At 68.0% G+C, this 24610-nt stretch carries 23 protein-coding genes and 3 tRNA genes; 16 read left to right on the top strand and 10 right to left on the bottom strand.

Annotated elements, in window-relative coordinates; translation table 11 throughout:
* Nucleotides 1–221: 221 nt before the first annotated feature.
* Nucleotides 222–1151: a pirin family protein gene (locus BKK80_RS06740; RefSeq protein WP_071068763.1), complete on the bottom strand. Its 930-nt coding sequence runs from the start codon at nt 1149–1151 to the stop codon at nt 222–224.
* 701 nt (nt 1152–1852) lie between these two features.
* On the opposite strand from BKK80_RS06740, the gene BKK80_RS06745 reads away from it, so the two are divergent.
* Genes BKK80_RS06745 through BKK80_RS06760 form a run of 4 tightly spaced genes read left to right on the top strand, consistent with a single transcriptional unit; the run spans nt 1853 to nt 5329 of the window.
* Nucleotides 1853–2569 carry an ABC transporter permease gene (locus tag BKK80_RS06745; RefSeq protein WP_071011751.1) on the top strand — a complete coding sequence of 239 codons (717 nt, stop codon included), beginning with the start codon at nt 1853–1855 and terminating at the stop codon, nt 2567–2569.
* A gap of 27 nt (nt 2570–2596) precedes the next feature.
* On the top strand, nt 2597–3511 hold the full coding sequence (locus BKK80_RS06750; protein ID WP_197523951.1) for a glycine betaine ABC transporter substrate-binding protein: 915 nt from the start codon (nt 2597–2599) through the stop codon (nt 3509–3511).
* 10 nt (nt 3512–3521) lie between these two features.
* On the top strand, nt 3522–4169 hold the full coding sequence (locus BKK80_RS06755; RefSeq protein WP_071011754.1) for an ABC transporter permease: 648 nt from the start codon (nt 3522–3524) through the stop codon (nt 4167–4169).
* A gap of 2 nt (nt 4170–4171) precedes the next feature.
* Nucleotides 4172–5329 (top strand): osmoprotectant ABC transporter ATP-binding protein OsmV, encoded by a 1158-nt coding sequence (locus tag BKK80_RS06760; RefSeq protein WP_071068764.1) that lies wholly within the window; start codon nt 4172–4174, stop codon nt 5327–5329.
* 137 nt (nt 5330–5466) lie between these two features.
* On the opposite strand, the gene BKK80_RS06765 is transcribed toward BKK80_RS06760, so the two are convergent.
* Nucleotides 5467–7044 (bottom strand): aldehyde dehydrogenase (NADP(+)), encoded by a 1578-nt coding sequence (locus BKK80_RS06765; protein WP_071068765.1) that lies wholly within the window; start codon nt 7042–7044, stop codon nt 5467–5469.
* A 142-nt stretch (nt 7045–7186) separates the two neighbouring features.
* Complete coding sequence (locus BKK80_RS06770) at nt 7187–7936, bottom strand: FadR/GntR family transcriptional regulator (RefSeq protein WP_071011759.1); 750 nt, start codon at nt 7934–7936, stop codon at nt 7187–7189.
* A 140-nt stretch (nt 7937–8076) separates the two neighbouring features.
* On the opposite strand from BKK80_RS06770, the gene gudD reads away from it, so the two are divergent.
* The 3 genes from gudD to BKK80_RS06785 all read left to right on the top strand — a co-directional run bounded on the left by gudD (nt 8077) and on the right by BKK80_RS06785 (nt 11027).
* Nucleotides 8077–9450, top strand: a complete 1374-nt coding sequence (gene gudD, locus BKK80_RS06775; protein ID WP_071037283.1) for a glucarate dehydratase — start codon at nt 8077–8079, stop codon at nt 9448–9450.
* 73 nt (nt 9451–9523) lie between these two features.
* Nucleotides 9524–10570 carry a Bug family tripartite tricarboxylate transporter substrate binding protein gene (locus BKK80_RS06780; RefSeq protein WP_084545503.1) on the top strand — a complete coding sequence of 349 codons (1047 nt, stop codon included), beginning with the start codon at nt 9524–9526 and terminating at the stop codon, nt 10568–10570.
* Between the two features lie 73 nt (nt 10571–10643).
* Nucleotides 10644–11027 (top strand): hypothetical protein, encoded by a 384-nt coding sequence (locus BKK80_RS06785; protein WP_071016198.1) that lies wholly within the window; start codon nt 10644–10646, stop codon nt 11025–11027.
* A gap of 84 nt (nt 11028–11111) precedes the next feature.
* On the opposite strand, the gene BKK80_RS06790 is transcribed toward BKK80_RS06785, so the two are convergent.
* A tRNA-Ser gene (locus tag BKK80_RS06790) sits at nt 11112–11201 on the bottom strand.
* Nucleotides 11202–11426: 225 nt separating this feature from the next.
* Here BKK80_RS06790 and BKK80_RS06795 point away from each other — a divergent pair.
* Nucleotides 11427–11954 (top strand): outer membrane lipoprotein, encoded by a 528-nt coding sequence (locus BKK80_RS06795; protein WP_071011763.1) that lies wholly within the window; start codon nt 11427–11429, stop codon nt 11952–11954.
* A gap of 76 nt (nt 11955–12030) precedes the next feature.
* Here the strand turns inward: BKK80_RS06795 and hemW are convergent, their stop codons facing one another.
* From hemW to BKK80_RS06820, 5 genes are all read right to left on the bottom strand, one after another.
* Complete coding sequence (hemW, locus tag BKK80_RS06800; protein ID WP_071011765.1) at nt 12031–13287, bottom strand: radical SAM family heme chaperone HemW; 1257 nt, start codon at nt 13285–13287, stop codon at nt 12031–12033.
* A complete protein-coding gene (rdgB, locus tag BKK80_RS06805) occupies nt 13284–13901 on the bottom strand; it encodes an RdgB/HAM1 family non-canonical purine NTP pyrophosphatase (RefSeq protein WP_071016200.1) in 618 nt (205 codons plus the stop codon). Before rdgB ends, hemW begins: the two co-directional genes overlap by 4 nt.
* An 11-nt stretch (nt 13902–13912) precedes the next feature.
* Nucleotides 13913–14632 (bottom strand): ribonuclease PH, encoded by a 720-nt coding sequence (gene rph, locus BKK80_RS06810; RefSeq protein WP_071011767.1) that lies wholly within the window; start codon nt 14630–14632, stop codon nt 13913–13915.
* 197 nt (nt 14633–14829) lie between these two features.
* Nucleotides 14830–15744 carry a PP2C family protein-serine/threonine phosphatase gene (locus BKK80_RS06815; RefSeq protein ID WP_071011769.1) on the bottom strand — a complete coding sequence of 305 codons (915 nt, stop codon included), beginning with the start codon at nt 15742–15744 and terminating at the stop codon, nt 14830–14832.
* A gap of 154 nt (nt 15745–15898) precedes the next feature.
* A complete protein-coding gene (locus BKK80_RS06820) occupies nt 15899–16951 on the bottom strand; it encodes a serine/threonine-protein kinase (RefSeq protein ID WP_071011771.1) in 1053 nt (350 codons plus the stop codon).
* A 158-nt stretch (nt 16952–17109) separates the two neighbouring features.
* Here BKK80_RS06820 and BKK80_RS06825 point away from each other — a divergent pair, with 158 nt between their 5' ends.
* The 4 genes from BKK80_RS06825 (at nt 17110) to BKK80_RS06840 (ending at nt 21715) form a co-directional block, all read left to right on the top strand.
* Complete coding sequence (locus tag BKK80_RS06825) at nt 17110–18045, top strand: YicC/YloC family endoribonuclease (RefSeq protein WP_071037282.1); 936 nt, start codon at nt 17110–17112, stop codon at nt 18043–18045.
* 88 nt (nt 18046–18133) lie between these two features.
* A complete protein-coding gene (gene gmk / locus BKK80_RS06830; protein ID WP_071011774.1) occupies nt 18134–18784 on the top strand; it encodes a guanylate kinase in 651 nt (216 codons plus the stop codon).
* A gap of 83 nt (nt 18785–18867) precedes the next feature.
* On the top strand, nt 18868–19071 hold the full coding sequence (gene rpoZ, locus BKK80_RS06835) for a DNA-directed RNA polymerase subunit omega (RefSeq protein ID WP_006578656.1): 204 nt from the start codon (nt 18868–18870) through the stop codon (nt 19069–19071).
* 220 nt (nt 19072–19291) lie between these two features.
* Complete coding sequence (locus BKK80_RS06840) at nt 19292–21715, top strand: RelA/SpoT family protein (RefSeq protein WP_071070737.1); 2424 nt, start codon at nt 19292–19294, stop codon at nt 21713–21715.
* 54 nt (nt 21716–21769) lie between these two features.
* Here the strand turns inward: BKK80_RS06840 and greB are convergent, their stop codons facing one another.
* Nucleotides 21770–22354, bottom strand: coding sequence for a transcription elongation factor GreB (greB, locus tag BKK80_RS06845; protein ID WP_071011776.1), 585 nt, complete (start codon nt 22352–22354; stop codon nt 21770–21772).
* 123 nt (nt 22355–22477) lie between these two features.
* Here greB and BKK80_RS06850 point away from each other — a divergent pair.
* The 4 genes from BKK80_RS06850 (at nt 22478) to BKK80_RS06865 (ending at nt 24597) form a co-directional block, all read left to right on the top strand.
* A tRNA-Arg gene (locus BKK80_RS06850) sits at nt 22478–22554 on the top strand.
* A 435-nt stretch (nt 22555–22989) separates the two neighbouring features.
* A complete protein-coding gene (locus tag BKK80_RS06855) occupies nt 22990–23277 on the top strand; it encodes a hypothetical protein (RefSeq protein WP_071011777.1) in 288 nt (95 codons plus the stop codon).
* A 246-nt stretch (nt 23278–23523) separates the two neighbouring features.
* A tRNA-Met gene (locus BKK80_RS06860) sits at nt 23524–23599 on the top strand.
* Nucleotides 23600–23913: 314 nt separating this feature from the next.
* A complete protein-coding gene (locus BKK80_RS06865; protein ID WP_071068766.1) occupies nt 23914–24597 on the top strand; it encodes a Fe2+-dependent dioxygenase in 684 nt (227 codons plus the stop codon).
* The last annotated feature ends 13 nt before the right edge of the window (nt 24598–24610 follow it).

The following is a 24610-nucleotide window of genomic DNA, read 5'->3' on the forward strand; positions in this document are numbered from 1 at the left end:
CGGTCGTTTCCAGGCCCCGCAACGGTTGCAGGGAGGTTGCAAGTCGCATGCCGGGCATCGGCGGCCGGCTGGGGAGGGGAAGGGGCGTACTGCCTGCGCCGGCATGCCGCCCCGGGGTGCCGGCGCGGCGGGCGGGATAAAGACAAAACGCCCGGAGCCCGCCGTGTGTGGCGGGACTCCGGGCGCGTCCGGTGCGGGCCCCGGGGCGGGGCCGTGCGGGATCAGGCGCCGGCAGTCGCCGGGATCTGGGCGAAGCGGCCGTCGCGGTAGTCGGCCAGCGCTTCGTAGATCTGCTCCTGCGTGTTCATCACGAAGGGGCCGTACTGCGCGATCGGCTCGCCCAGGGGGCGCCCGGCGATGATCAGGAAGGCCGCATCCTGGCTGGCGCGCACGACCACGCCGTCGGCGCCCTCGGCATTGTCCAGGATGCCCATGCGCTGGGCTTCCAGTACCGCCGCGTCCGCGCCTTCGCCGACCGTGACCTCGCCGGCGTAGACGTAGACGAAGGCGTTGTGGCCGTCGGGCAGCGCCTGCGCGAACGCCTGTCCCGCCGGCAGGTGCACGTCGAGGTAGAGCGGTTCCGTCACCGGGCGGCTGACCGCGCCGGCGACGCCGTGCGAACTTCCGGCCAGCACGCGCGCGGTCGCGCCGTTGGCCAGCGCCACGCCCGGGATCGCTGCGCTGGGCAGGTCGCGGTACCAGGGCTTGGCCATCTTGTCGGCGGCAGGCAGGTTGAGCCAGAGCTGGAAGCCCTCCATGCGGCCGTCTTCCTGCTCAGGCATCTCCGAATGCACCACGCCGGCCCCGGCCACCATCCACTGGGCGCCGCCATTCTCCAGCAGGCCCTCGTTGCCGGCGCTGTCGCGGTGGCGCATGCGGCCGGCCAGCATATAGGTGATGGTCTCGAAGCCGCGGTGCGGGTGGGCGGGGAAGCCGCCGATGTAGTCGTCCTTGCTGTCCGAGCCGAAGGCATCGAGCATCAGGAAGGGGTCGAGCCGGCGCTGCAGGTTGTGCGTGAGCACGCGGGTCAGCTTGACGCCGTCGCCGTCCGAGGTAGGGATGCCGCGCACCACGCGATCGATGGCGCGCGAGCGGCGCACCGTTTCTTCTGCGGTGGCCGGTACGGTGGGGAAGCGGTTGCGGTGTTCCATGTTGTCGAATCTCCTGTTACGTCGCGGGGGCGAGGGGCGCGGCCGCCACGGTTTATCCACCCTCCCAATGTAAGGCTTGGGCGCGCCGGCGGTAGGGGTGGCGGCAGCAAAACATTGTTCTATCGGCGGCATCATTCGGCAGGAATTGCATTCAGCAGTGCAACACCTCCGGATCGGCGCCAGCCCTTGACCAGCCTCGGCTCGCGGGCATTCCGGCAGGGTACGGGAGCGGGTGCAATGTGCATGGTTTCAAGGGCGAAGATTGCTGAATGTGACAAATTGGATGGAGTTGTGTAAAATAGACGTCTCTTTGCCATCCGTTGCTGCGAGTTCATGGGTCGCGAGTCCGCTCGCCTTGCCCTGCCGCAACGGCCGATTGATCCGGCGGCGCGTCGGAAACCTCATATTTGCGCTGCCACTGGCCTTCCGTTACCGGCATCTGCCGGCGTCCGGTTGCGCCGCTTCAGGGATCGTCCGGCCCGCCGGGCCGGCGTCCCGTCAATTGGGCCTCTCGCCGTGTGCATTGCTGCCGCGTGCTGGGGTCCGCCGCTCGTCCACCGGCCTGTCTGCCGGTCATGGCGGGCAATGCAATCTGATCCGGGCCAGGCGGCACCCCACCGCGACCGCTTGCGCCCTTCATGTCATCCGCCAGCCGGTGCCGGACAGTGCTTGGTCCGTGCCGGCCCGGAAAGAGGGGGAATATGTCGAAGCAATCCGTGCGGGCACTGGCCTGGGGATGCGTGACGCTTGCCGCGCTGGCCGCCCTGGCCGCGTGGATCGGCGTGGACGTCATCCGCCGCTACCAGGATCGCCTGCTGTACGACGTGGCCGATCACCTGCGGCTGGTGGCGTGGTCGATGGGACTGGCGCTGGCCACCGGCATCCCGGCCGGCATCGCGCTGAGCCGGCCCTGCATGCAGCGCTGGTCGGACCGGCTGATGCAGGTCTTCAACGTGGGCAATACCGTTCCCTCGCTGGCCGTGCTGGCGCTCGCGCTGGCCGTGTTCGGCATCGGCGAGCGTCCTGCCATCCTGGCGCTGTGGCTGGCCTCGCTGCTGCCCATCGTGCGCAATACCTGCGAAGGCCTGCGCCATGTCTCGCCCGCCTTGCGCGAGGCCGCGCGGGGCATCGGCATGACGCCGGCGCAGCAACTGCTGCGCGTCGAGCTGCCCAATGCCCTGCCCGTGATCCTGGCCGGCGTGCGCATCAGCCTGGTGATCAATGTCGGCACGGTGCCGCTGTCCTTCCTGATCGGCGCCAATTCCCTGGGCGAGCTGATCTTCCCGGGCATCTATCTGAACAACCAGCCGCTGCTGCTGCTGGGTGCGGCCGCCACGGCGCTGCTGGCGCTGGCCCTGGACGGCCTGTTCGCCGCCGCCGGCCACCTGTACCTGAGCCGGCGCGGGCTGGGGCGCTGAATGGCGTCCAACGAGAAGGAGAATCCGATGCAATCGATCCGAGGCGCCATCGCGCGCCTGTTGATCCTGGCCGCCGCCGGCCTGGCGCTGGTGCACACCGCCGCGCATGCCCAGCCCGAGGTGGTCAGGGTGGGCGGCAAGAACTTCACCGAGCAGCTGATCCTGGCCTCGATGACCTCGCAATACCTGCAGGCCAAGGGCGTGCCGACCGAGCTGACCACCGGCCTGGGCAGCACGCTGATGCGCCAGGCGATGGAGAACGACCAGCTCGATGTGGTGTGGGACTACACGGGCACCGCGCTGATCGTTTTCAACAAGGTGGAGGAGAAGCTCGATGCCCAGGCCAGCTATGAGCGCGTCAAGGCGCTCGATGCGGCGCGCGGGCTGGTGTGGCTGGATGCTTCCGCCGTCAACAACACCTATGCGCTGGCGATGCCGCGCCGGCGCGCCGAGGCTGCCGGCGTCACCACGCTGTCGCAGCTCGCGCAGAAGATGCGCGACGCAGGGGAGGGCACGCGCCATCCCTTCGCCGTCGACATGGAGTTCGCCGCGCGGCCCGACGGGCTGGAGCCGCTCAAGCTCAGCTACCAGCTGCCGTTCACGCGGCGCGACGTGATCCAGCTCGATCCGGGCCTGGTCTACACCGCGCTGAAGAACGACCAGGTCGAACTGGGCCTGGTGTACACCACCGATGGCCGCGTCAAGGGCTTCGACCTCGCGCTGCTGGAGGACGACCAGCATTTCTTCCCGGCCTACAACGCTGTGCCGGTGGTGCGCAAGGCCACGCTGGAGCGCCATCCGGAACTGGCCGGCCTGCTCAACGCCCTGTCGGCCAGGCTCGACAACGAGAAGATGACGACGATGAATTACCAGGTCGACATCGAGCAGCAGCCGGTGGACAAGGTCGCGCAGGACTTCCTGCGCAGCCAGGGCCTGATCTGAGGAGAGCGGCATGGACCTGTTGAGCTACCTCCAACATAGCTGGCCGATGCTGCTGCGGCTGACCGGCGAGCATCTGGCCCTGGTCGGTTCGGCGGTGGGCATGGCGGTGCTGATCGGCGTGCCGCTGGGCATCCTGATCACCCGCTTCCGCTGCCTGGCCGCGCCGCTGCTGGCGCTGGCCACCATCGTGCTGACGCTGCCGTCGATCGCGCTGTTCGGGCTGATGATCCCGGTCTTCGCCCGCTTCGGCCACGCGCTGGGCTATGTGCCGGCGGTGACCGCGGTCTTCCTGTATTCGCTGCTGCCCATCATGCGCAACACCTATACGGCGCTGGCCAATGTCGACCCCGGCATCCAGGAGGCGGGGCGCGGCATCGGCATGACGCCGTGGCAGCGCCTGCGCCTGGTCGACCTGCCGCTGGCGGTGCCGGTGATCCTGGGTGGCGTGCGTACCGCCGTGGTGATGAATATCGGCGTGGCCACCATCGCAGCCCTCATCGGCGCCGGCGGCCTTGGGGTGCTGATCCTGCAGGCGATCAGCCAGAGCAATATGAGCAAGCTGGCCATCGGCGCCGTTCTCGTCAGCCTGCTCGCCATCGTGGCCGATGCCTGCCTGCAGTGGCTGCAGAAGGCCCTGACACCGAAAGGAATCCGCTGACCATGATCGAACTCGACCGACTCACAAAATCCTTCCCGCAGAAGGACGGCTCCGCGGTGACCGCCGTCGACGCCGTTTCCCTGACCGTCCCCAAGGGGGAGATCTGCGTGTTCCTCGGCCCGTCCGGCTGCGGCAAGACCACCACGCTGAAGATGATCAACCGCCTGATCCAGCCGACTTCGGGCATCGTGCGCATCGACGGCGAGGACACCACGGAGATCGACGAGGTGGCGCTGCGCCGCAAGATCGGCTACGTGATCCAGCAGATCGGCCTGTTTCCCAATATGACCATCGAGGAGAACATCATGGTCGTGCCGCGCCTGCTGGGCTGGGACAAGCAGCGCTGCCGCGAGCGCGCGCGCGAGCTGATGGCGATGGTGCAGCTCGATCCCGATCGCATGCTGTCGCGCTATCCGCGCGAGCTGTCGGGCGGCCAGCAGCAGCGCATCGGCGTGATCCGCGCGCTGGCCGCGGATGCGCCGGTGCTGCTGATGGACGAGCCCTTCGGCGCGGTCGACCCGATCAACCGCGAGAGTATCCAGAACGAGTTCTTCCAGATGCAGCGGCAGCTTGGCAAGACCGTGATCATGGTGTCGCACGACATCGACGAGGCCATCAAGCTGGGCGACAAGGTGGCGGTGTTCCGGCGCGGCAAGCTGGTGCAGTTCGACCATCCCGATGCGCTGCTGGCGCATCCGGCCGATGACTTCGTGCAGGCTTTCGTCGGCCATGACAATACGCTGAAGCGCCTGTTGCTGGTGCGCGCCGGCGATGCCGCGACGATGCCGCCGGTGTGCCGCCCGGAGATGAGCCTGGGCGAGGCCTTCGCCCTGATGGATGAGCACGACGTGCGCCACCTGCCGGTGCTGGATGCCGGCCAGCGCGCGCTGGGCTACGTCGCGCGGCGCGATGCGCGCGCGCGCCAGGGCAGTTGCGCCGAGGCCTTGCGGCCGTTCGCCGCGGCCGCGGCGGCAGACGAGCACCTGCGCATCCTGCTGTCGCGTATGTACCAGCACAACACCAGCTGGCTGCCGGTGGTGGACGGGGATGGCGCCTATCTTGGCGAGGTCACGCAGGAATCGATCGCGGATTACCTGAGTTCGGGGCGTTCGCGCGGCAATGCGCAGGGCAATGCGCGGGTGCTGGCCGCGGCGGCCTGAGGCCGGCTGAGGCTGCCTCAGGCATCGCATCGGCCCGGTTGGGGAAAGGGCGGCCGCAGGTCCGCCCTTTTTTTTCATTGAACAAGGCCGTGCCATCGGGCGGGGGGCACGGCGCTCCGGCCGCCGCCCGGCTGGGCTCAGCCCTTGACCGGCTCGCCGTCCTTGAGTCGCCACAGGTTCAGCGGATTGGCGTCCTGCAGGGCCGGCGGCAGCAGTTCGGCCGGCACGTTCTGGTAGCACACCGGGCGCAGGAAGCGTTCGATGGCGCTGGCGCCGACCGAGGTCGCGCGCGTGTCGGAGGTGGCCGGGAACGGGCCGCCGTGCACCATCGCGAACGAGACTTCCACGCCGGTCGGATAGCCGTTGAACAGCACGCGGCCCGCCTTGCGCTCCAGCACCGTCAGCAGGTTGCCGGCCTGGGCGTGGTCGGCGGCATCCGCCTGTACCGTGGCCGTCAACTGGCCTTCGAGGTGGCGGGCCACCGCCAGCATCTCGTCGGCATCGCGGCACACCACCAGCAGCGACGACGGTCCGAAGACTTCGGCCTGCGTGCGGTGGTCGGCCAGGAAGCGCGCGGCGGTGGTCTCGAACAGGGCCGGGCGCGCCTGGTTCGGGCCCGCGGCGGCGCAGCCCAGGCCGATGCGCTGCACGCCTTCGACCTCGGCGAGCTGCCCGGCCCCTTGCTCGTAGGCGCGATGGATGCCGGGCGTCAGCATGGTCGCGGCAGCCTTGTCCTGCAGCGCGGCGACCGCGGCTGCACGGAAGGCATCCAGCGCGTCACCTTGCTGTGCCAGCACCAGGCCGGGATTGGTGCAGAACTGGCCCGCGCCCAGCACCAGCGAATCGACCAGGTCGCGCGCGATCTGGCCGCCGCGCGACCGCAGCGCGGCCGGCAGCAGGAAGACCGGGTTGATGCTGCTCATTTCCGCATAGACGGGGATCGGCTGCGGGCGGCTGCTGGCGACCTGCACCAGGGCCAGGCCGCCGGCGCGCGAGCCGGTGAAGCCGACCGCCTGGATGGCGGGATGCGCGACCAGCGCGGTGCCGATCGAGGTGCCGGAGCCGACCAGCAGGGAGAACACGCCTTCCGGCAGCCCGCCGTCGGCCACTGCCTTCTGGATCACGCGCCCGACCAGTTCCGAGGTGCCGAGGTGGGCCGAATGCGCCTTGACCACCACCGGGCAGCCCGCCGCCAGGGCCGAGGCGGTATCGCCGCCGGCCACCGAGAAGGCCAGCGGGAAATTGCTGGCGCCGAACACGGCCACCGGGCCCACCGCGATCTTCTGCAGGCGCAGGTCGGGGCGCGGCGGCGTGCGCCGGGGCAGGGCGCTGTCCAGCGTGGCCGACTGCCAGCGGCCGTCGCGCAGTACGCGGGCGAACAGGCGCAGCTGGCCGGCGGTGCGGCCGCGTTCGCCCTGCAGCCGCGCCAGCGGCAGGCCGCTTTCCGCGTGGGCGCGCTCGATCAGGGCATCGCCCAGCGCCTCGATGCCGTCGGCGATGGCTTCCAGCAGGCGGGCGCGGGTCTCGGGCGGGGTGTTGCGGAAGGTGTCGAAGGCGGCCTCCGCCAGGGCGCAGGCGCGCTCGGCCTCGGCTTCCCCGCCGCCGCCGAAGACCGGCGCCAGGGTCTCGCCGGTGGCCGGATTGATCGCGTGGAGTCGGGTTTGCTGGCCGCGCACGGCACTGGCGCCGATCAGCATGTCGCCGGTGATGTTCATCTGGGTCTTCCTGCAAGGGGGTTGGCGGCACCGGTCCGGGGGCGGGCCGGCCGGAGGCATCGGGCAGGCTGTTGTTCAGCCTCCTGTGATAAGACATCCTACAACATGGGATGTGCCACCGCAAGCGGCGTGCAGGCCCTCCTCAGGCCTCGTTCTCCAGGGCGGCGGAGGCCTTGCGCAGGCGCTCGCGGCTGTTGGTCAGGTGCATGCGCATGGCGGCCTTGGCCGCCTCGGGATCGCGCCGCTCGATGGCGTCGAAGATGTTCTCGTGCTCGAAATTGACGCGTTCGAGGTACTGCTCGCGCTCGGGCGTGCTGACGTGCAGGCGGCTGCGCGGGATCACCATGGTGCCGAGGTGGCTCATGATGTCGGTGAAATAGCGGTTGCCAGTGGCGCGCGCGATCGCCAGGTGGAAGGCGAAGTCGGAGCCGACCGAATCCTGCCCTGCGGCGGCGGTGCGCTCCAGTTCGTCGAGCGCGCGGCGCATCTCGGCAAGCTCCGCCTCACTGCGCCGCGTCGCGGCCAGGCTGGCGGCCTCGGCTTCGAGGCTGACGCGGAATTCGAGCATGGCCAGCACGTCCATCGCCGTGCCGACGGTGGCGGGGTCGAGGCGGAACGGTGTCGGTGCCTCGGCCGGCGGCGGCAGCACGAAGGTGCCGATGCCGTGGCGGGTTTCCACCAGTCCGCTGGCCTGCAGCCGCGACAGCGCTTCGCGCACCACCGTGCGGCTGACACCCAGCGCGGCCATGATCTCCGATTCCGTAGGCAGCTTGTCACCCGGCTTGAGCTGCCCCTGGCGGATGCGCTCGGTCAGGCTGCCGACGGCTTCCTCGGCCAGCGTGCGGCCGCGGCGGCGCGGGGAAGGTGAGGGGGCAAGCGCTTGGTTGGACATGGTGGCGGCGGATCTTGACCGGTTCTGGATAGCCTCATTATACTGCGTGGCAAGTCATACGACGACTGATAACATATATGGGCCGGATGCCGATGCGATCCCCGCATGGCGGATCCGACCCTTCCGGAGACCCGGCCGCCATGCCCGAATCCCAGTCCACCGCCGCCACCACCATCGGCGCTTCCTTCCCTGCCACGCCGGTGGTCACCGAGCTGACCGTGGTGCCCGTCGCCGGGCATGACAGCATGCTGCTGAACCTGTCGGGCGCGCACGGCCCCTTCTTCACGCGCAATATCGTCATCCTGCGCGATAGCGCCGGCCATACCGGCGTGGGCGAGGTGCCCGGCGGGGAAGGCATCCGCCGGACGCTCGAAGATGCCCGCGAGCTGGTCGTCGGCCAGCCGGTCGGCCACTACCAGGCGGTGCTCAACCGTGCCCGCGCCGCCTTCGCCAGCCGCGACGCAGGTGGCCGGGGGTTGCAGACCTTCGACCTGCGCATCGCCATCCATGCCGTCACCGCGCTGGAAGCGGCCCTGCTCGACCTGCTCGGCAAGCACCTCGGGGTGCCGGTGGCCGCATTGCTGGGCGAAGGCCAGCAACGCGACGCGGTGGAGATGCTCGGCTATCTGTTCTATATTGGCGACCGCGCGCGCACGCCCTTGCCCTACCGCAGCGAGGCCGACGCGGACAATGCCTGGTTCCGCTTGCGCAACGAAGCGGCAATGACACCGGAGGCGATCGTGAGCCTGGCCGAGGCGGCGCATGCGCGCTATGGCTTCAATGACTTCAAGCTCAAGGGTGGCGTGCTGCGCGGCGATGAGGAAATGGAAGCCGTCACGGCGCTGGCCGAGCGCTTTCCGCAGGCGCGCATCACGCTCGACCCGAACGGCGCCTGGTCGCTGGCGGAGGCGGTGCGGCTTTGCCGCGACAAGCACGGCGTGCTGGCCTATGCCGAAGATCCGTGCGGCGCGGAGGAGGGCTATTCCGGGCGCGAGATCATGGCTGAATTCCGCACCGCCACCGGCCTGCCTACCGCCACCAACATGATCGCGACCGACTGGCGGCAGATGGGCCATGCCGTGCGCCTGCGCGCGGTGGACATCCCGCTGGCCGATCCGCACTTCTGGACCATGCAGGGTTCGGTGCGGGTGGCGCAGATGTGCGCGGAGTGGGGCCTGACCTGGGGTTCGCACTCGAACAACCACTTCGACATCTCGCTGGCCATGTTCACGCACGTGGCTGCCGCCGCGCCGGGGCGCATCACGGCCATCGACACCCACTGGATCTGGCAGGACGGCGAGCGGCTGACCCGCACGCCGCTGGTGATCGAGGAAGGCAAGGTCAAGGTTCCCACCGCGCCCGGCCTGGGCGTCGAGCTGGACATGGCGCAGCTGGAGCTGGCACACGCGCGCTACAAGCGCCTGGGCCTTGGCGCGCGCGACGACGCTGCCGCCATGCAGTACCTGATTCCCGGCTGGCGCTTCGACAACAAGGCGCCGTGCATGGTGAGGTGATCCGCAGCGGCCGCACGGCCGCGCCTTTGCGCATTCCCATTCCACTCGAAACAGAACACAACGAGGAGACAATATGCTTGCATCCAACCTGGGCGCCGGCAGCCGGGCCGACGGCCGCCTGATCACGGCCGTGCGCCGCCTGGCGCGCCACTCGGCCCTTGCGCTGGGCACCGCCCTGGCCCTGGCGGCACATGCGACGGCGGCCGGCGCGGCCGCGCCGGCCTGGCCGCAGAAGGCTGTGTCGGTGGTCGTGCCGTTCCCGGCGGGCGGTTCCACCGATACCATCGCGCGCATGCTGGCGGCCCCGCTCAACGAGAAGCTGGGCCAGCCCTTCGTGGTCGACAACCGGCCGGGCGCGACCGGCGCCATCGGTGCCACCATGGTCAAGCGGGCGCCGGCCGACGGCTACACCATCATGGTCGCCTCGATCGGCGTCTACGCGGTCAATCCCTTCCTGCAGAAGCACCTGGCCTACGATCCGGCCAAGGACTTCGACCTGCTGACGGTCGCCGTGCGCGCGCCCAATGTGCTGGTCGCACGCACGGACTTTCCCGCCGGCAATGTGCGCGACCTGGTCGCCTACATGAAGAAGAATCCGGGCAAGGTGGCCTTCGCCACCTCGGGCGCCGGCTCTTCCGATCACCTGACCGCCGCGCTGTTCTGGCAGATGAGCGGCACCAGCGGCCTGCACGTGCCCTACAAGGGGGGCGCACCGGCCATCTCTGACCTGCTCGCGGGGCAGACCGACCTGTCCTTCCAGAACATCAACGCGGTGCTGCAGTACATCAAGGCCGGCAAGCTCAAGGCGCTGGCGGTCACCGCCGACAAGCGCGCCGCCGTGCTGCCCGACGTGCCGACCATGGCCGAAGCCGGTGTCAAGGATGTCGAGGTGTACTCCTGGCAGGGCGTGGCGGCGCCGCGCGGCCTGCCGGCCGACGTCAAGGCGCGCCTGCACGCGGCGCTGGTGGGCGCGCTCAACGAACCGGTCATGCGGCACAAGCTGGGCGAGAGCGGCTTCGAGGTGGTAGCCAATACTCCCGACCAGTTCGCGCAGTTCGAGCAGCAGGAACTGCAGCGCTGGAAGACGGTGATCGAAACCGGCAAGATCACGCTCGAATAGCCGTCTCAGGTCGCCAGGCACTCCCGCCGGCGCAAGGTGTACCGCGCCCTGGCGGGACGTGTATGCTGGCGCGGTGATCCGCGTCCTGTTGTCTCCTCCTTGCCTGCTGGTCGAAACGCGCTGGGGCATCCCGCGCGGCTTCGACGGGTTCGCGCCCGGTCCGCTGATCCTGCTGCGGCCGGGGGCGGACGCCGCCTTGCTGGCCCACGAAAAGGTGCACGTCCGGCAGTTCTGGCGCAGCTTCGGCCTGATGCCCTTGTGCTATCTGCTGAGCCGCCGCTGGCGCCTGCGCTACGAACTCGAAGCCTACCGGGAACAGATCCGCCATGCGGGCCCCGATGCCGTGCCGGCCTGCGCGCAGGCGCTGGCGCACGGCTATCGCCTGGGGATCACGGTGCAGCAGGCTCTCGGCCTGCTGATGGCGCCGGGCCCCGCCGAACGCAAGGCGCGCTCGTGAGGTGGGGCCGGGCGACACGGCGGCGGCATCCCGGCATCCTCTACAATGGACACGGCCCGGGCGTTGGCCCGGGCCGTTTGAAGGTGGCGGAGACGGTGAGATTCGAACTCACGGATGGGTCACCCCATCGGCAGTTTTCAAGACTGCTGCCTTAAACCACTCGGCCACGTCTCCTGAAAGTGTACGCGCATTGTAGCGCGGCAGCCGGCGCTGGCCGGGCCGCGCATTATAGCAAGGGAGGGCGGTTCCAGGCAGGGGTAATGGCCTGCCTCGGTGCCGGCCGGGGCAGGTCGCGGCGGCCATGCGGAACCTTGGCCGCCGAGGCGTGCTCCTAGTCATGTCTCGGGTACGGGTACGCGGATCTCAGCGTATTCTCCCGGCTCTTGAGGAGAAACATAGATGCAAGGCAAGATCTGGTTCAGTATTGCGGCGGTGGCCGCTATCGCCGGCCTCGCCGGCTGCGCACAGCCGGGCGGCTACGGCGGCTACGGTGGTGGCTATGGCGGCGGCTATGGCGCGCCTCCGCCGCAGACCACCGGCTACCAGGGCCAGCCGCAAGGCAATACCTACCAGGCGCCGGCGGGCTCGGTGTTCTACGGGCGCGTGGAGTCGATCGAACCGCTCACCAATACGAGGGAGAGTTCGGGTATCGTCGGCACCCTGCTCGGCGGTGCCGCTGGCGGCCTGGTCGGCCACCAGATCGGCGGCGGTTCCGGACAGACCATCGCCACCATCGGCGGTGCCGTGCTTGGCGCGGTGGCCGGCAACCAGGTCGAGAAGCGCGTGGGCAGTTCGACCAGTACCGCTTACCGGGTCAATGTGCGCCTGGACGACGGCCGGCTGGCCACCGTGACCCAGAGCGACGTGAGTGCTCTGCGTGTCGGCGCGCGTGCCCAGGTCGCCAACGACAGGGCCACGCCTTACTGATGCCGCACGCCGGCCGGCGCTGCAGCAAGGAAAACGGCGCCTTCGGGCGCCGTTTTCGTTTCCGTGCCAAGGCAGCTCACGCCTTCAGGAACATCTCCTGCAGGTCGTTGAGGAAGCGCCGGCCGAGTTCCGTGGGCCGGATCTGCGTCAGATCCGCTTCGAGCAGCCCCTTGGCCTCGGCCGCGGCCAGCTGGCGGCTGATGGTGTGCAGCGGCAAGCCGGTGCGCTCGTGGAAGCTGGCGGCCGGCACGCCCTCGGTCAGGCGCAGCGCGTTGAGCATGAACTCGAACGGCAACTCGTCCGCCGACACGTCGTGCGCCTGCTGCACGGCGTTGCCGGACTTCGCCTGCGCCATGTAGGTGGCGGGGTGCTTGTGGCGCATCTGGCGCAGCACGCGGTTGGCGAAGGAAAGCTTGCCGTGCGCGCCCGCGCCGATGCCGAGATAGTCGCCGAAGCGCCAGTAGTTCAGGTTGTGGCGCGATTCGCGGTGCGGCCGCGCATAGGCCGAGGTCTCGTAATGGCGCAGGCCGGACTCGGCCGTGCGGGCCTCGATCAGGTCCTGCATGTCGCTGGCGAGGTCATCGTCGGGCAGCGCGGGCGGGAACCTGGCGAACAGGGTGTTGGGTTCCAGCGTCAGGTGGTACAGGGACAGGTGCGTGGTGCCGAAGCCCAGCGCCGTCTCCAGGTCCTGGGCGCATTCCTGCAGCGACTGCCCGGGCAGGGCATACATCACGTCCAGGTTGACGTTGTCGAAATTGGCCAGCGCGATCTCGACCGCGCGGTGCGCCTCCGCCGTGCCGTGGATGCGGCCGAGCGCGGCGAGGTGGCGGTCGTTGAAGCTCTGGATGCCGATCGACAGCCGGTTCACGCCGCTGGCGCGGTAGCTGGCGAAGCGCTCGGCCTCGAAGGTGCCGGGGTTGGCCTCCATGGTGATCTCGGCGTCGGCATCCAGCGGCAGCAGCGCGCGGATGTCGGACAACAGCCGGTCGAGGCCGCGCGCCGACAACAGGCTGGGCGTGCCGCCGCCGATGAAGACGGTGTGCACCTGGCGCCCCCACACCAGTGGCAGCGATTGTTCCAGGTCGGCGCGCAGCGCATCGAGGTAGTCGTCTTCGGGGATCTCGTGGCTGCCCTCGGCTCCCGGTGCCGCATGCGAATTGAAGTCGCAGTAGGGACACTTGCGCACGCACCACGGCACGTGCACGTATAGCGACAGCGGCGGCAGTGCGGGTAGCGCGATCTGGCCGGGCTGCAGCCAGAGCTGCCGGGCCCGGTCGGGCGTCGCGGGCGATGCGGAGGGCGGGTCGGCCGCGACGGGCCGGATCGGGATCATGGCTGCGCCGCCTGCAGGCCGTTCTTGCCGAGGCGTTCCGTCAGCGCCGCCAGCGCCAGGGCGCGATGGCTGATGCGGTTCTTGTCCTCCGCGCTCAGTTCGGCCGCAGTGCGTCCCAGCTCGGGCAGCAGGAAGTGCGCGTCGTAGCCGAAGCCGCCGGTGCCGCGCGGCGTGTCCACGACTTCACCGGCCCAGCTGCCTTCGCTGATCAGGGGGCGCGGATCGTCGGCGTGGCGTACCAGCACCAGCACGCAGTGGTACTGCGCGCCACGGTTCAGCTTGCCGGCCAGTTGCGAGACCAGGTGGGCGTTGTTGGCCGCATCGCTCTTCTCCTTGCCGGCCAGTTGCGCGTAGCGTGCCGAGTAGACACCCGGCGCACCGTCAAGTGCGTCGACGCAGATGCCGGAGTCATCCGCCAGCGCGGGCAGGCCCGACAGCCGGCTGGCGTGGCGCGCCTTGGCGAGCGCATTCTCGACGAAGGTCACGTGCGGTTCCTCGGCCTCGGGGATGCCGAGCTGGCCCTGAGGTACCACGTCGAAGCCGTAAGGCGCGAGCAGGGCGCTGAATTCCTTCAATTTACCGGCGTTGTTCGAAGCCAGGACCAGGCGTTGCATGGCGTGCTCCTTCATGCGAGCGCCAGGGCCTCGCGCTGGTGGCGCACCAGCTCGGCGATGCCTTGCTCGGCAAGGCGCGTCATGGCGTCGAGGTCGGCGCGCGAGAAGGGCGTGCCCTCGGCCGTGCCCTGCACTTCGACGAAGCCGCCGCTGCCGGTCATCACCACGTTCATGTCGGTATCGCAGTTGCTGTCCTCGGCATAGTCGAGGTCGAGCACCGCCACGCCGCCGACCATGCCGACCGAGACTGCGGCGACGAAGTCGCGGATCGGGCTGGCGGTGATCAGGCCGTCGCGCAGCATCATCGACACGGCATCGTGCGCGGCCACGAAGGCGCCGGTGATGGCCGCGGTGCGGGTGCCGCCATCGGCCTGCAGCACGTCGCAGTCGAGCTGTATGGTGTACTCGCCCAGCGCGCCCAGGTCGAACACCGAGCGCAGCGCGCGGCCGATCAGGCGCTGGATTTCCTGCGTGCGTCCCGTCTGCTTGCCGCGCGCGGCTTCGCGGTCCGAGCGGGTGTGCGTGGCGCGCGGCAGCATGCCGTACTCGGCCGTGACCCAGCCCTCGCCGCTGCCTTTCTTGTGCGGCGGGACCTTGGCCAGCACGCTGGCGGTGCACAGCACCTTGGTATCGCCGAAGGCACTCAGCACCGAACCTTCGGCGTGGCGGGTGTATTGGCGGGTCAGGGTGATCGGGCGCAGCGCCTCGGCTGCGCGTCCACTGGGTCGCATGGTTGTCTTGTCTTCAGAATCGGTATCGAGACCCGGATTCTACCGCCCGCGGGCGGCCCGTGCCGGAGGTACGGCCGCGGCTGCGCCCGGCGCCCGGCGCCAGGGACTCGTGGAAGAACCCGGTCCGCCCGGGAGCCGCGCCAGGCCCGGGAACGGCGTGCCGCAAGGCCGGAGCCTCGCGGGGCAGCGCCTTGCGACTAGCGCATCAGATTGCTGCTCTTGTCGATGGCGGCACGGATTTCGGCGATCGAACGTTCGATCTCCTCTTCCGAAAGCAGATCGCCCTCGCTGCCGTCGTGCTCAAGGATGGAGGTAGTAAAGGCATTGAGCGGCAGGGTGTCCGTCATCACCGCTTCCTCGCTGGCGGCCTGCGCCTCCAGTTCCCACATCATGCCGATGGCGGTGGTGTTGTCCGCGCCTTCGCCGGCCTGGCGCAGCGCCTGCTCGATCAGGGTGGGGATGGCCTGCACCACGGAGAGCTGGCTGAGCGTATCCACCAGCACTTTTTCATCCAGGCTGCCCCACAGGCCGTCGGAGCAGAGCAGGGCCACGTCGCCGGGTTCCAGCCGCACCGGGCCGCCGATGTCGATCAGCGGCAGGTTGGGTGAGCCGAGGCAGTTGTACAGTTTGTTGCGCTCCGGATGGTTGGCGACGTGCATCGGCAGCACGCGTTCCTGCTGGAGCAGGTTCTCGATCTTGGAGTGGTCGCGCGTGCGCGTAAGCAGTTGGCCGCGGCGCATCAGGTAGAGCCGCGAGTCGCCGGCGTGGGCCCAGTGGATCTGGCCGTTCTGCACCAGGCAGCAGACCACCGTGGTGCGCGGGATGTCGGGCAGGCGCTTGGCTTCCGCGTAACGGTGGATCTGCCGGTGGGCCAGCATGATCGAGTCCTGCAGGAAGTCGGCCGGATTGCGCACGGCCGGACGTGCCTGGGCCTGGAACTGGTGGGCCAGGGTCTGCAGGGCCTGCTGCGCGGCGACCTCGCCGAGCGCGTGGCCGCCCAGGCCGTCGGCAAGCACCATCAACAGCGCGTCGCGAGTGAAGCAGTAGCCCATGCGGTCCTGATTGCTGCGTCGGCCGCCTTTCCGGCTTTCCTGGTAAACGGAAAATCGCATGTTGGCTGGTTTCGGTTGGGTTCGTGGGTGGCGGCGTCAGGGTTGCCGGCGCTTGCCGGCACACTGGTTCATGATAGCGGCATCCAGGCGGGCATCGGTCATGTGATTTGCGATGCGCGCCGGGCGCGTGTCGGGACGTCTCCGGGAGCGTGGGTCAGTCGCGGCCGCCGCCGAGGCGCTTGGGCTCGGTGGCCGGGCCGGCCTGGTCTTCGCGGCGGCGCAGCAGCGTCATCAGGCGCGTGGTCGGCGCGGGCTCCGGAGCGGCGGGTGCCGGCGCGGGCGCCTGCTCGCTCAGGGCATTGGTCTGCTCGCGCAGTTCCTTCTGCAGGCGGAACACGCTCTGCGGGCGCTCGGCCGGCGCAAGCCGCAGGCACCACTCGACCAGGTCGACCAGTCCCCCCGTATAGCTGGCGCGCAGGCGGGTCATGGCATCGCCCATGCGGTCGTCCTTCTCACGCTGGTTGGCCTCCTGCGGGGGCATGCCGGCCATGCAGGCGTAGAGCGTGGCGCCCAGGCTGTAGATATCGCTCCACGGTCCCAGTTCGCTGTGCTTGCCGTAGAGCTCGGGCGCGGCGAAGCCGGGCGTGTACATCGGCTGGAAGCGCGCGGCCTCCATCGTCAGCGTCTGCCGTGCGGCGCCGAAGTCGAGCAGGATCGGCGACTCGTCCTCGCGCAGGTAGATGTTGCCCGGCTTGATGTCGAGATGAAGCAGTTTGTGGATATGGACTTCGCGCAGCCCGCTCATCAGGGCATGGAAGACCCTGCGGATGAAATGCTCGCGCAGCACCTTGGGGCGGCCCTGCTGGCGCGCCTGCAGGATGTGTTCCTGCAGCGTCTTGCCCATCTCATAGTTCATCACCATGTAGACGGTGCCATTCTCGCGGAAGAAGTTGACCACGCGCACCACGCTGGGGTGGGAGATGCGGGCCAACGAGCGGCCTTCCTCGAAGAAATACTTCAGGCCGAGCCGGAACGACGCGGCGTTCTCGTCCGGGACCACCGGGATCAGTTCACCGGGGCTGCGGCGGGCCAGCGCGCCCGGCAGGTATTCCTTGATGGCGACCGGCGTGCCGGTCTCGTCGGTGGCCAGATAGACGAAACTGAACCCCCCGCTGGCCAACTTCTTTACAATACGATAATTGGACAGCAGCGTGCCGATGGGCAGCGGTGCACTCTTCGGTTGTGACGTGCCCTTGGACTCTGTCATAGGTTTCGGTGACGGGGTTGCCTCCGGATTGTCCCGGCTAATCGCTTGCTTGTAAAGAATACAAATAGGGGCCTGGCGGCCGTCTTTTCCGGCTTTGCCCGGCGTGCCGCGGCACCCCGCCGCACCGGCGCGAGCCGGCCCATTCGCGAGAATATCTGATGATCCACAGCATGACTGGCTATGGCGTGGCTACGCGCCACGCGCCGCTGACGAACGCACAGGGAGAGCCCAGCGGCCGCACGGCCGCCGTTTCGGTCGAGTTCCGCACCGTCAACTCGCGCTTCCTCGACCTGCTGTTCCGCGCACCGGAGGAATGCCGCGCATTCGAGCCTGCCCTGCGCGAGATGCTGATGGCCAAGCTGTCGCGCGGCAAGCTGGAATGCCGCATCAACCTGCAGCGTGCCGACGCCGGCGGTGCCACGCTGGCGCTCAACGATGGCTTGCTGGCGCAGATCCGCGAACTGGAGCGCACCGTGGCCGAGACCTTCCGCGAGGCGGGTTCGCTGCGCATGGGCGAGATCCTGCGCTGGCCCGGCGTGCTGGTCGAGCCGGAGCTGTCGCAGGATGCACTGCGCGAGGCCGTGACCGGGGCCGCCAAGGAAGCGCTGGCACAGTTGCTGGAAGCGCGGCGCCGCGAGGGCGAGGCCCTCAAGGCGGCGCTGCTGGAGCGGGTCGACGCGATGCTGGCCATCGTCGAGCGCCTGACGCCGACCATCCCGCAGTTGATCGCCCATCATCAGGAAAAGCTGACCGAGCGCCTGCAGGAGGCATTCAACCTGGCGGCGCCGGGCGGCATGCCGTCGATGAGCCGCGAGGAGATCACCGAGCGTATCCGCCAGGAGGCCACGGTCTACGGCATCCGTATCGATATCGCCGAGGAACTGTCGCGCCTGCAGGCTCACCTGAACGAGACGCGCCATATCCTGGGCAAGGGCGGGCAGGTCGGCAAGCGGCTCGATTTCATGATGCAGGAGCTGAACCGCGAGGCCAACACGCTTGGCTCGAAGGCCGCGGCCAAGGAACTCGCCGATGCGTCGATGGAACTGAAGCTGCTGATCGAGCAGATGCGCGAGCAGGTCCAGAACCTCGAGTAAGCCGTCTTCCGGCATCCCGTTTTTCCCGGCCCGGCGCGGCAGCCGGCCGGCATGGCAATACTTCTTCACCAGGCAACATCGGATCATCATGAACGAATCGACCACCAGTACTCTCGACACCGCCTATCCGGGCAACCTGTTCATGGTGGTGGCGCCATCGGGCGCGGGCAAGTCCACGCTGGTCAACGCGCTGCTGGCGCGCGACCCCAGCATCCGTCTGTCGATCTCGCACACCACGCGCGCGCCGCGCCCCGGCGAGCAGGATGGCCGCGAGTACCACTTCACCGGTATCGACGCCTTCCGCGCAGCGCGCGCGCGCGGCGATTTCCTCGAGTGGGCAGAGGTACACGGCAACTACTACGGCACCTCGCGCGTGTGGATCGAGGAGCAGATGGCGCAGGGCAACGACGTGTTGCTGGAGATCGACTGGCAGGGCGCGCAGCAGGTGCACAAGCGCTTCTCCAATGCCGTCGAGATCTTCATCCTGCCGCCGTCGCTGACGGCGCTGGAAGAGCGGCTGAATAAGCGCGGACAGGACGAGCCGAACGTCATCGTGCGGCGCCTGCTGGCCGCCGGCAGCGAGATGGCGCATGCCAGCGAGTCCGACTACGTGATCATCAATGAGGTATTCGAGCAGGCGCTCGAAGAGCTCAGCAGCGTCGTTCGCGCGACCCGTCTGCGCTTTTCGGCGCAGAAGGCGCGCCACAGCGGCCTCTTTGTCGAGCTCGGCATCCACTGAGAGCGGGCGCGCTGGCAACGCTTGCGCCCGCGTGCTGTAAAATGGCTGACATCGCATAGGTTTAGTCCCAAGGTAGATTTGATATGGCGCGTATTACCGTCGAAGATTGTCTGAAACACATCCCGAACCGCTTTGAGCTCGCGCTTGCGGCCACGTACCGGGCACGCCAGCTGGTGCAGGGCCATACCCCCAAGGTGGAGGCGAAGGACAAGCCCACCGTGGTGGCGCTGCGCGAGATTGCTTCCGGCCAGGTCGGCATCGAGATGCTGAAGAAGGTCCCGACCTGATCGCCAGGGCGGCCTGCGGTAACACTCAGTCTGGTGCATGCGCGTACCCAGCCGGATCCCGGAGGCCGCCTCGATGTCTTCTTCCCAGCCTTCCCACGTATCAGCAGTGCCCGGCACCGGCGTGGCGCCGGCCGGCGCGCGTGGCGAAGCGCTCACTGAGACGGAAGCCCATGGCGCTTCCGTCTCGGGCCGCAAGCGCGGCACGCCGGGCCAGGGCCCGGTGACGGCGCGTACCGGGGCGCCCAACCTGCCGGATCCGCTCGGCGGTAACGTGGTGGGCGAACGCGCGGTGGTCCCGCCGATCGCGCAGGCCAAGGCGCGCCAGCAGGAGGCGAGCCAGGCGACGGCGCCGGCCGCGCCCGCGCCAGGGGCTGCCGCCCCGGCCGCCGCCGACGCCCTGTTCATCGATGCGGTGCTGGAGCAGTCCTACCGCCACTTTTTCGGCCCGACCTCCCAGCCGGCCGTTCCTCCCCGCCAGCAGGTCATCTCCATCACCCGTCTGATGGAGAAGCTGTCGTACCTGAAGCCTGCCGACCAGGCCCTGGTGCGGGAAGCCTTCCAGTTTTCCGACGAGGCCCATCTCGGCCAGTATCGCCAGAGCGGCGAGCCCTATATCACTCACCCGGTGGCCGTGGCCGAGTTGTGCGCCGACTGGCGGCTGGATGTGCAGTCCATCATGGCGGCACTGCTGCACGACGTGATGGAAGACCAGGGCGTGACCAAGGGCGAGCTGGCCGAGCGCTTCGGTCCCAAGGTCGCGGAACTGGTCGACGGCCTCACCAAGCTCGACAAGCTCGAGTTCCAGAGCCGCGAGCAGGCGCAGGCGGAGAGCTTCCGCAAGATGCTGTTGGCGATGGCGCGCGATGTCCGTGTGATCCTGGTCAAGCTGGCCGATCGCACGCACAATATGCGCACGCTCGATTTCGTGCCGCCGGAGAAGCGGCGCCGGATCGCGCTCGAGACGATGGAGATCTACGCGCCGATCGCCCACCGTCTTGGCCTGAACACCACCTATCGCGAACTGCTCGAGCTGTCGTTCAAGGTCGGCTCGCCGTTCCGCTACGCCACGCTGGAAAAGGCTGTCAAGGCGGCGCGGGGCAATCGCCGCGAAGTGGTCAAGCGCATCCTGGAGGCCGCGCAGAAGTCCCTGGCCGATGCCGGCATCGTGGCCGAGCTGTCCGGGCGCGAGAAGACGCTGTACAGCATCTACCGCAAGATGCACGACAAGCAGTTGTCGTTCTCGCAGGTGCTGGACGTGTACGGCTTCCGGGTGGTGGTCGAGACGCAGATGCACTGCTATATGGCGCTGGGCGCGCTGCACTCGCTGTACAAACCCATGCCCGGCAAGTTCAAGGACTACATCGCGATCCCCAAGATCAACGGCTACCAGTCCTTGCATACCACGCTGGTGGGCCCGTTCGGCACGCCGGTGGAATTCCAGATCCGCACCCGCGAGATGCACCAGATCGCCGAGGCCGGCGTGGCCGCGCACTGGATGTACAAGCACCAGCCGGAGCAGGCCAACGAGATCCAGCAGCAGGCACACCAGTGGTTGCAGTCGCTGCTCGATATCCAGAGCCAGACCGGCGACTCGCAGGAATTCCTTGAGCACGTCAAGATCGACCTGTTCCCGGACGCGGTCTATGTCTTCACGCCCAAGGGGCATATCCGCGCGCTGCCGCGCGGCGCCACCGCGCTGGACTTCGCCTACGCGGTGCACAGCGACCTGGGCAACCAGTGCGTCGCCGTCAAGATCAACAACGAGTTGCTGCCGCTGCGCACCGAGCTCAAGAGCGGCGATATCGTCGAGGTGGTGACGGCGCCGTACTCGAAGCCCAACCCGGCCTGGCTGGCCTTCGTTCGCACCGGCAAGGCGCGCGCCGCGATCCGCCACTACCTGAAGACCACCAAGCTCGACGAAGCCATTCAGCTGGGAGAGCGTCTGCTGGAGCAGGCCGCGCGCCAGCTCGGCATCGACCTGAAGGCGGTGCCTGCGATGGTGTGGGAGCGCATGATCCAGTGGACCGGCAACAAGCAGCGCGAGGACATCTTCGCCGACCTGGCGCTGGGGCGCCGCGTGCCGGCCGTGGTGGCCAAGCGCATGGAAATCCTGCTGCAGGAACTGTCAGGCGATACCGACAGCTCGCTGATGGCGGCGGTACAGACCTTTGCCGGCGAAGAAGCGCCGGCGGTGGCGGTGACCGGCGACGAAGGCATGTCGATGATTTTCTCGACCTGCTGCCGGCCGATTCCCGGCGACTCCATCGTCGGCTACCTGGGCAAGGGCGAAGGCCTGCAGATCCATGTGCAGGACTGCAAGGTTGCCAAGCGGCTGCACAGCAAGGATCCGGAGCACTGGATCGATGTCATGTGGGCGCACAAGACCACGCGTTCCTTCGATGTCTCCATCAAGGTCATGGTGCGCAACGTCAAGGGTATCGTCGCCCGCGTGGCGGCCGACCTGACGGCGGCCGATGCCAATGTCGCGCACGTGGCGATGGAGCAGAACGTCATCCACCAGGAAGCGACCTACATGCAGTTCATCATCCAGGTGCAGAACCGCCTGCACCTGGCCAACGTGATGCGGGCGTTGCGGCGCGACCCGGATGTGATCCGCATCTTCCGCGACCGTAACGACAACTGAGTCGGCATGCCGCCCGGCGCTTGGTGCGCCAGGCGATGCCGCGCGGCGGCGCGCTCAGGCCGTGCCCGCCTCTCCGGCGCTCCGGCGCGGCGGGTAGCGGACCTCCAGCACTTCGATCTGTTCGACGCCGTTGGGTGTGCGCAGCGGCACCGTGTCGCCCTCGCGGGCCTTGATCAAGGCCTTGGCGATCGGTGAGATCCAGCTGACGCGATGCTGGTCGAGATCCACCTCGTCCATGCCGACGATGGTGATGGTGTTCTCTTCGCCGGCGCCATTGAGATAAGTGACGGTGGCGCCGAAGAAGATCTGGTCGTTGTCGCCTTGCAGCGAGGGGTCGACCACTTCGGCTTTGTCCAGCCTGCGGGTCAGGAAGCGGATGCGCCGGTCGATCTCGCGCAGGCGCTTCTTGCCGTAAAGATAGTCGCCATTCTCGGAACGGTCGCCGTTCGACGCCGCCCACGACACGATCTGGACCACGTCGGGCCGATCCACGTCGATCAGGTGCATCAACTCATCGCGCAGCCGCTGGTAGCCTTGCGCGGTGATGTAGTTCTTGGTGCCGGGCGGCAGCGGTGCCGCGCCTTCCGGCAGGTCGTCATCGTCATCGCCGGACGACTCTTTGACAAACGCCTTGTTCATGTTCGGATCACATCGCTTGGGCTCCCATTATAGGAAGCGAGGATGCCCAGGCCCAGCCCGGCAAAAAAGTGAGTGAAGGGGGTTCACAAAAATGAAAAGTACGATATAATCTTTCTCTCGCGTGCGGCTGTAGCTCAGTTGGATAGAGTACTTGGCTACGAACCAAGGGGTCGTGGGTTCGAATCCTGCCAGCCGCGCCACCTATGAGAAGAAAGGGCTTCCGGAAACGGAAGCCCTTTTTGCATTGCGACGCCGTGTGCATGGTGTCCCGCCGCGCGCGGGCCATCCCGCATGTCTTGCGCAGTCCAGCGCGGACTACTAGGCTGCAAGTGTCCTGGATCACAAATCCGCTGGTGACGTTTCTGTCGTTTCTGTCGAGAAGACGAAGCCGCCCAATGCAATGCATCGTCGCGAGTGCTCGTCAGGCTCCAAGCCTCGCAACGCTCCGTTCCTGGCCCCGCGCGACTTCCCGGCAGACCGGGTCATTCCACGTATTGAAGAATCAGGGCACTAGCATGCTGTTCGCACACGCGATGCGTGGCGGCCGTCCGCGTTGCTGCGGCTGTCGTCGTCCGCCTTCGCGGACCGCCTGAACGCTTCGCGAGTCACGATCCCCCGCAGCAGGAGGCAGCCCGATGAGAGAGACCGCTTGGCGTGTCGAGGCCTACCGCAGCATGGACGTCTATGTCCGTACGCTGTTGCGTCGCCAGGCCGGTCCGGGGCCGCAGGCAGCGGAAGGGCAGGGCGGCTTGTGGGGTTATGAGGCGCGTGTCTGCCAGCAGGGTGCGGATCCCTCGGATGCGGGCGATACCGATCTGCTGTCGAGCGGGGCGGGCGGGTTTGCCACCCGGCACGCCGCCGAGGTGGCGGCCTTTGTCGCCGGCTATGGCTTGGTCGACCGCCTCCTCGGGCCACTGGAGTAATGATCGAAGGGTGGCGAGTGACGCGGCACTACCGCGTCGAGCCTCTCCTTCTGCAGGAATGCGCTGCCTGTTTTGCTCCGAGTCCGCTTGGGAGAGACTCGCAATACCGGGTGGCCCAGTCCGCCTGAATCGGGTTCGGTGCGGCGGTGCGCCAAACCGGCGCAGCCGCACGGCTGGCCGGCACGGGTCTGGTGCGAAAGCTCTTGCATTGCGCTGCGGAATGGGTCATAATGCATCTCCTTCAGACGCGGGGTGGAGCAGTTGGCAGCTCGTCGGGCTCATAACCCGAAGGTCGCAGGTTCAAGTCCTGCCCCCGCAACCAGTTTCCCTTCAGTTCCCTCGAAGTTGCCCGCATGGCGGCATTGAGGCGGCAAGACGGCCGATTCGGCCAATCTCCCAGGCAGGTCTTCGATTTCGCGATCCCGGTAACGGGGTTGCTGCCCATCGCGCACCCGCGATGCGCTTGCAGGCAGCGCACGTGATCGCATTGGCTCGCATTTGCTCAGCCTCAAATAGAAATGATTCGCATTTTCTTTGAGGCTGATCTTCCCCTACAATGGCACCCTGGCCAGTCCGGAGAGGTGTCTTTCACACCGTGCAGGCCCGTTTCCCGCTACTTGCAAGGTGATCGACGTCATGATGCTGCAGATTCCCGAAGTGCTGTCCCCGCAACAGGTCGCGCAATGCCGCGCCATCATCGTGGCGGCGCCGTGGCAGGATGGCAATGCGACATCGGGTTTCCAGTCGGCGCTGGCCAAGCGCAACCTGCAGCTGCCCGAGGGCTCTCCGGCAGCACGCCAGGCCGGCGCGTTGATCGAGGAGGCCTTGTCCGCCAATGCGCTGTTCTTCTCCGCAGCGTTGCCGCTCAAGGTGTTTCCCCCCTTGTTCAACCGCTATGAAGGCGGCGGCACTTTCGGCAACCATGTCGACAACGCGATCCGCTACCTGCGCGGGAGCAGCTTCCGCGTGCGCAGCGACCTCTCCGCGACCCTGTTCCTGACCGCTCCGGAAGACTATGACGGCGGCGAACTGGTGGTCGAGGACACGTTCGGCCAGCAGCGCGTCAAGTTGCCGGCGGGCCATATGGTGCTGTATCCGGCCAGCAGCGTGCACCACGTGACGCCGGTCACGCGGGGCGCACGGATTTCATCGTTCTTCTGGATTCAAAGCATGGTGCGCGACGATGGCCAGCGTGCGCTGCTGTTCGATCTCGACACGCAGATCCAGCGCGTCGGCCAGGCGCTGGGGCAGCAGGAGGCGGCGGTAGTCGGCCTGACCGGTGTCTATCACAACCTGCTGCGGCGCTGGGCCGACGCCTGAGTGGCCTGCTGGT

Origin of the sequence: Cupriavidus malaysiensis (genome assembly GCF_001854325.1) — a bacterium.
GTDB lineage: Bacteria > Pseudomonadota > Gammaproteobacteria > Burkholderiales > Burkholderiaceae > Cupriavidus > Cupriavidus malaysiensis.

Excerpts from the sequence above, each read along its gene's own strand:
- rpoZ (WP_006578656.1), top strand. The coding sequence starts at position 18,868 with ATGGCGCGTATTACCGTCGAAGATTGTCTGAAACACATCCCGAACCGC.
- gudD (WP_071037283.1), top strand. The coding sequence starts at position 8,077 with ATGCCCGAATCCCAGTCCACCGCCGCCACCACCATCGGCGCTTCCTTC.
- BKK80_RS06770 (WP_071011759.1), bottom strand. The coding sequence starts at position 7,936 with ATGTCCAACCAAGCGCTTGCCCCCTCACCTTCCCCGCGCCGCCGCGGC.
- BKK80_RS06755 (WP_071011754.1), top strand. The coding sequence starts at position 3,522 with ATGGACCTGTTGAGCTACCTCCAACATAGCTGGCCGATGCTGCTGCGG.
- BKK80_RS06825 (WP_071037282.1), top strand. The coding sequence starts at position 17,110 with ATGATCCACAGCATGACTGGCTATGGCGTGGCTACGCGCCACGCGCCG.
- BKK80_RS06820 (WP_071011771.1), bottom strand. The coding sequence starts at position 16,951 with ATGACAGAGTCCAAGGGCACGTCACAACCGAAGAGTGCACCGCTGCCC.
- BKK80_RS06750 (WP_197523951.1), top strand. The coding sequence starts at position 2,597 with ATGCAATCGATCCGAGGCGCCATCGCGCGCCTGTTGATCCTGGCCGCC.
- rdgB (WP_071016200.1), bottom strand. The coding sequence starts at position 13,901 with ATGCAACGCCTGGTCCTGGCTTCGAACAACGCCGGTAAATTGAAGGAA.
- BKK80_RS06855 (WP_071011777.1), top strand. The coding sequence starts at position 22,990 with ATGAGAGAGACCGCTTGGCGTGTCGAGGCCTACCGCAGCATGGACGTC.
- BKK80_RS06780 (WP_084545503.1), top strand. The coding sequence starts at position 9,524 with ATGCTTGCATCCAACCTGGGCGCCGGCAGCCGGGCCGACGGCCGCCTG.
- BKK80_RS06740 (WP_071068763.1), bottom strand. The coding sequence starts at position 1,151 with ATGGAACACCGCAACCGCTTCCCCACCGTACCGGCCACCGCAGAAGAA.
- rph (WP_071011767.1), bottom strand. The coding sequence starts at position 14,632 with ATGCGACCCAGTGGACGCGCAGCCGAGGCGCTGCGCCCGATCACCCTG.
- BKK80_RS06795 (WP_071011763.1), top strand. The coding sequence starts at position 11,427 with ATGCAAGGCAAGATCTGGTTCAGTATTGCGGCGGTGGCCGCTATCGCC.
- BKK80_RS06745 (WP_071011751.1), top strand. The coding sequence starts at position 1,853 with ATGTCGAAGCAATCCGTGCGGGCACTGGCCTGGGGATGCGTGACGCTT.
- BKK80_RS06760 (WP_071068764.1), top strand. The coding sequence starts at position 4,172 with ATGATCGAACTCGACCGACTCACAAAATCCTTCCCGCAGAAGGACGGC.
- hemW (WP_071011765.1), bottom strand. The coding sequence starts at position 13,287 with ATGATCCCGATCCGGCCCGTCGCGGCCGACCCGCCCTCCGCATCGCCC.
- gmk (WP_071011774.1), top strand. The coding sequence starts at position 18,134 with ATGAACGAATCGACCACCAGTACTCTCGACACCGCCTATCCGGGCAAC.
- BKK80_RS06815 (WP_071011769.1), bottom strand. The coding sequence starts at position 15,744 with ATGCGATTTTCCGTTTACCAGGAAAGCCGGAAAGGCGGCCGACGCAGC.
- BKK80_RS06765 (WP_071068765.1), bottom strand. The coding sequence starts at position 7,044 with ATGAACATCACCGGCGACATGCTGATCGGCGCCAGTGCCGTGCGCGGC.
- greB (WP_071011776.1), bottom strand. The coding sequence starts at position 22,354 with ATGAACAAGGCGTTTGTCAAAGAGTCGTCCGGCGATGACGATGACGAC.
- BKK80_RS06865 (WP_071068766.1), top strand. The coding sequence starts at position 23,914 with ATGATGCTGCAGATTCCCGAAGTGCTGTCCCCGCAACAGGTCGCGCAA.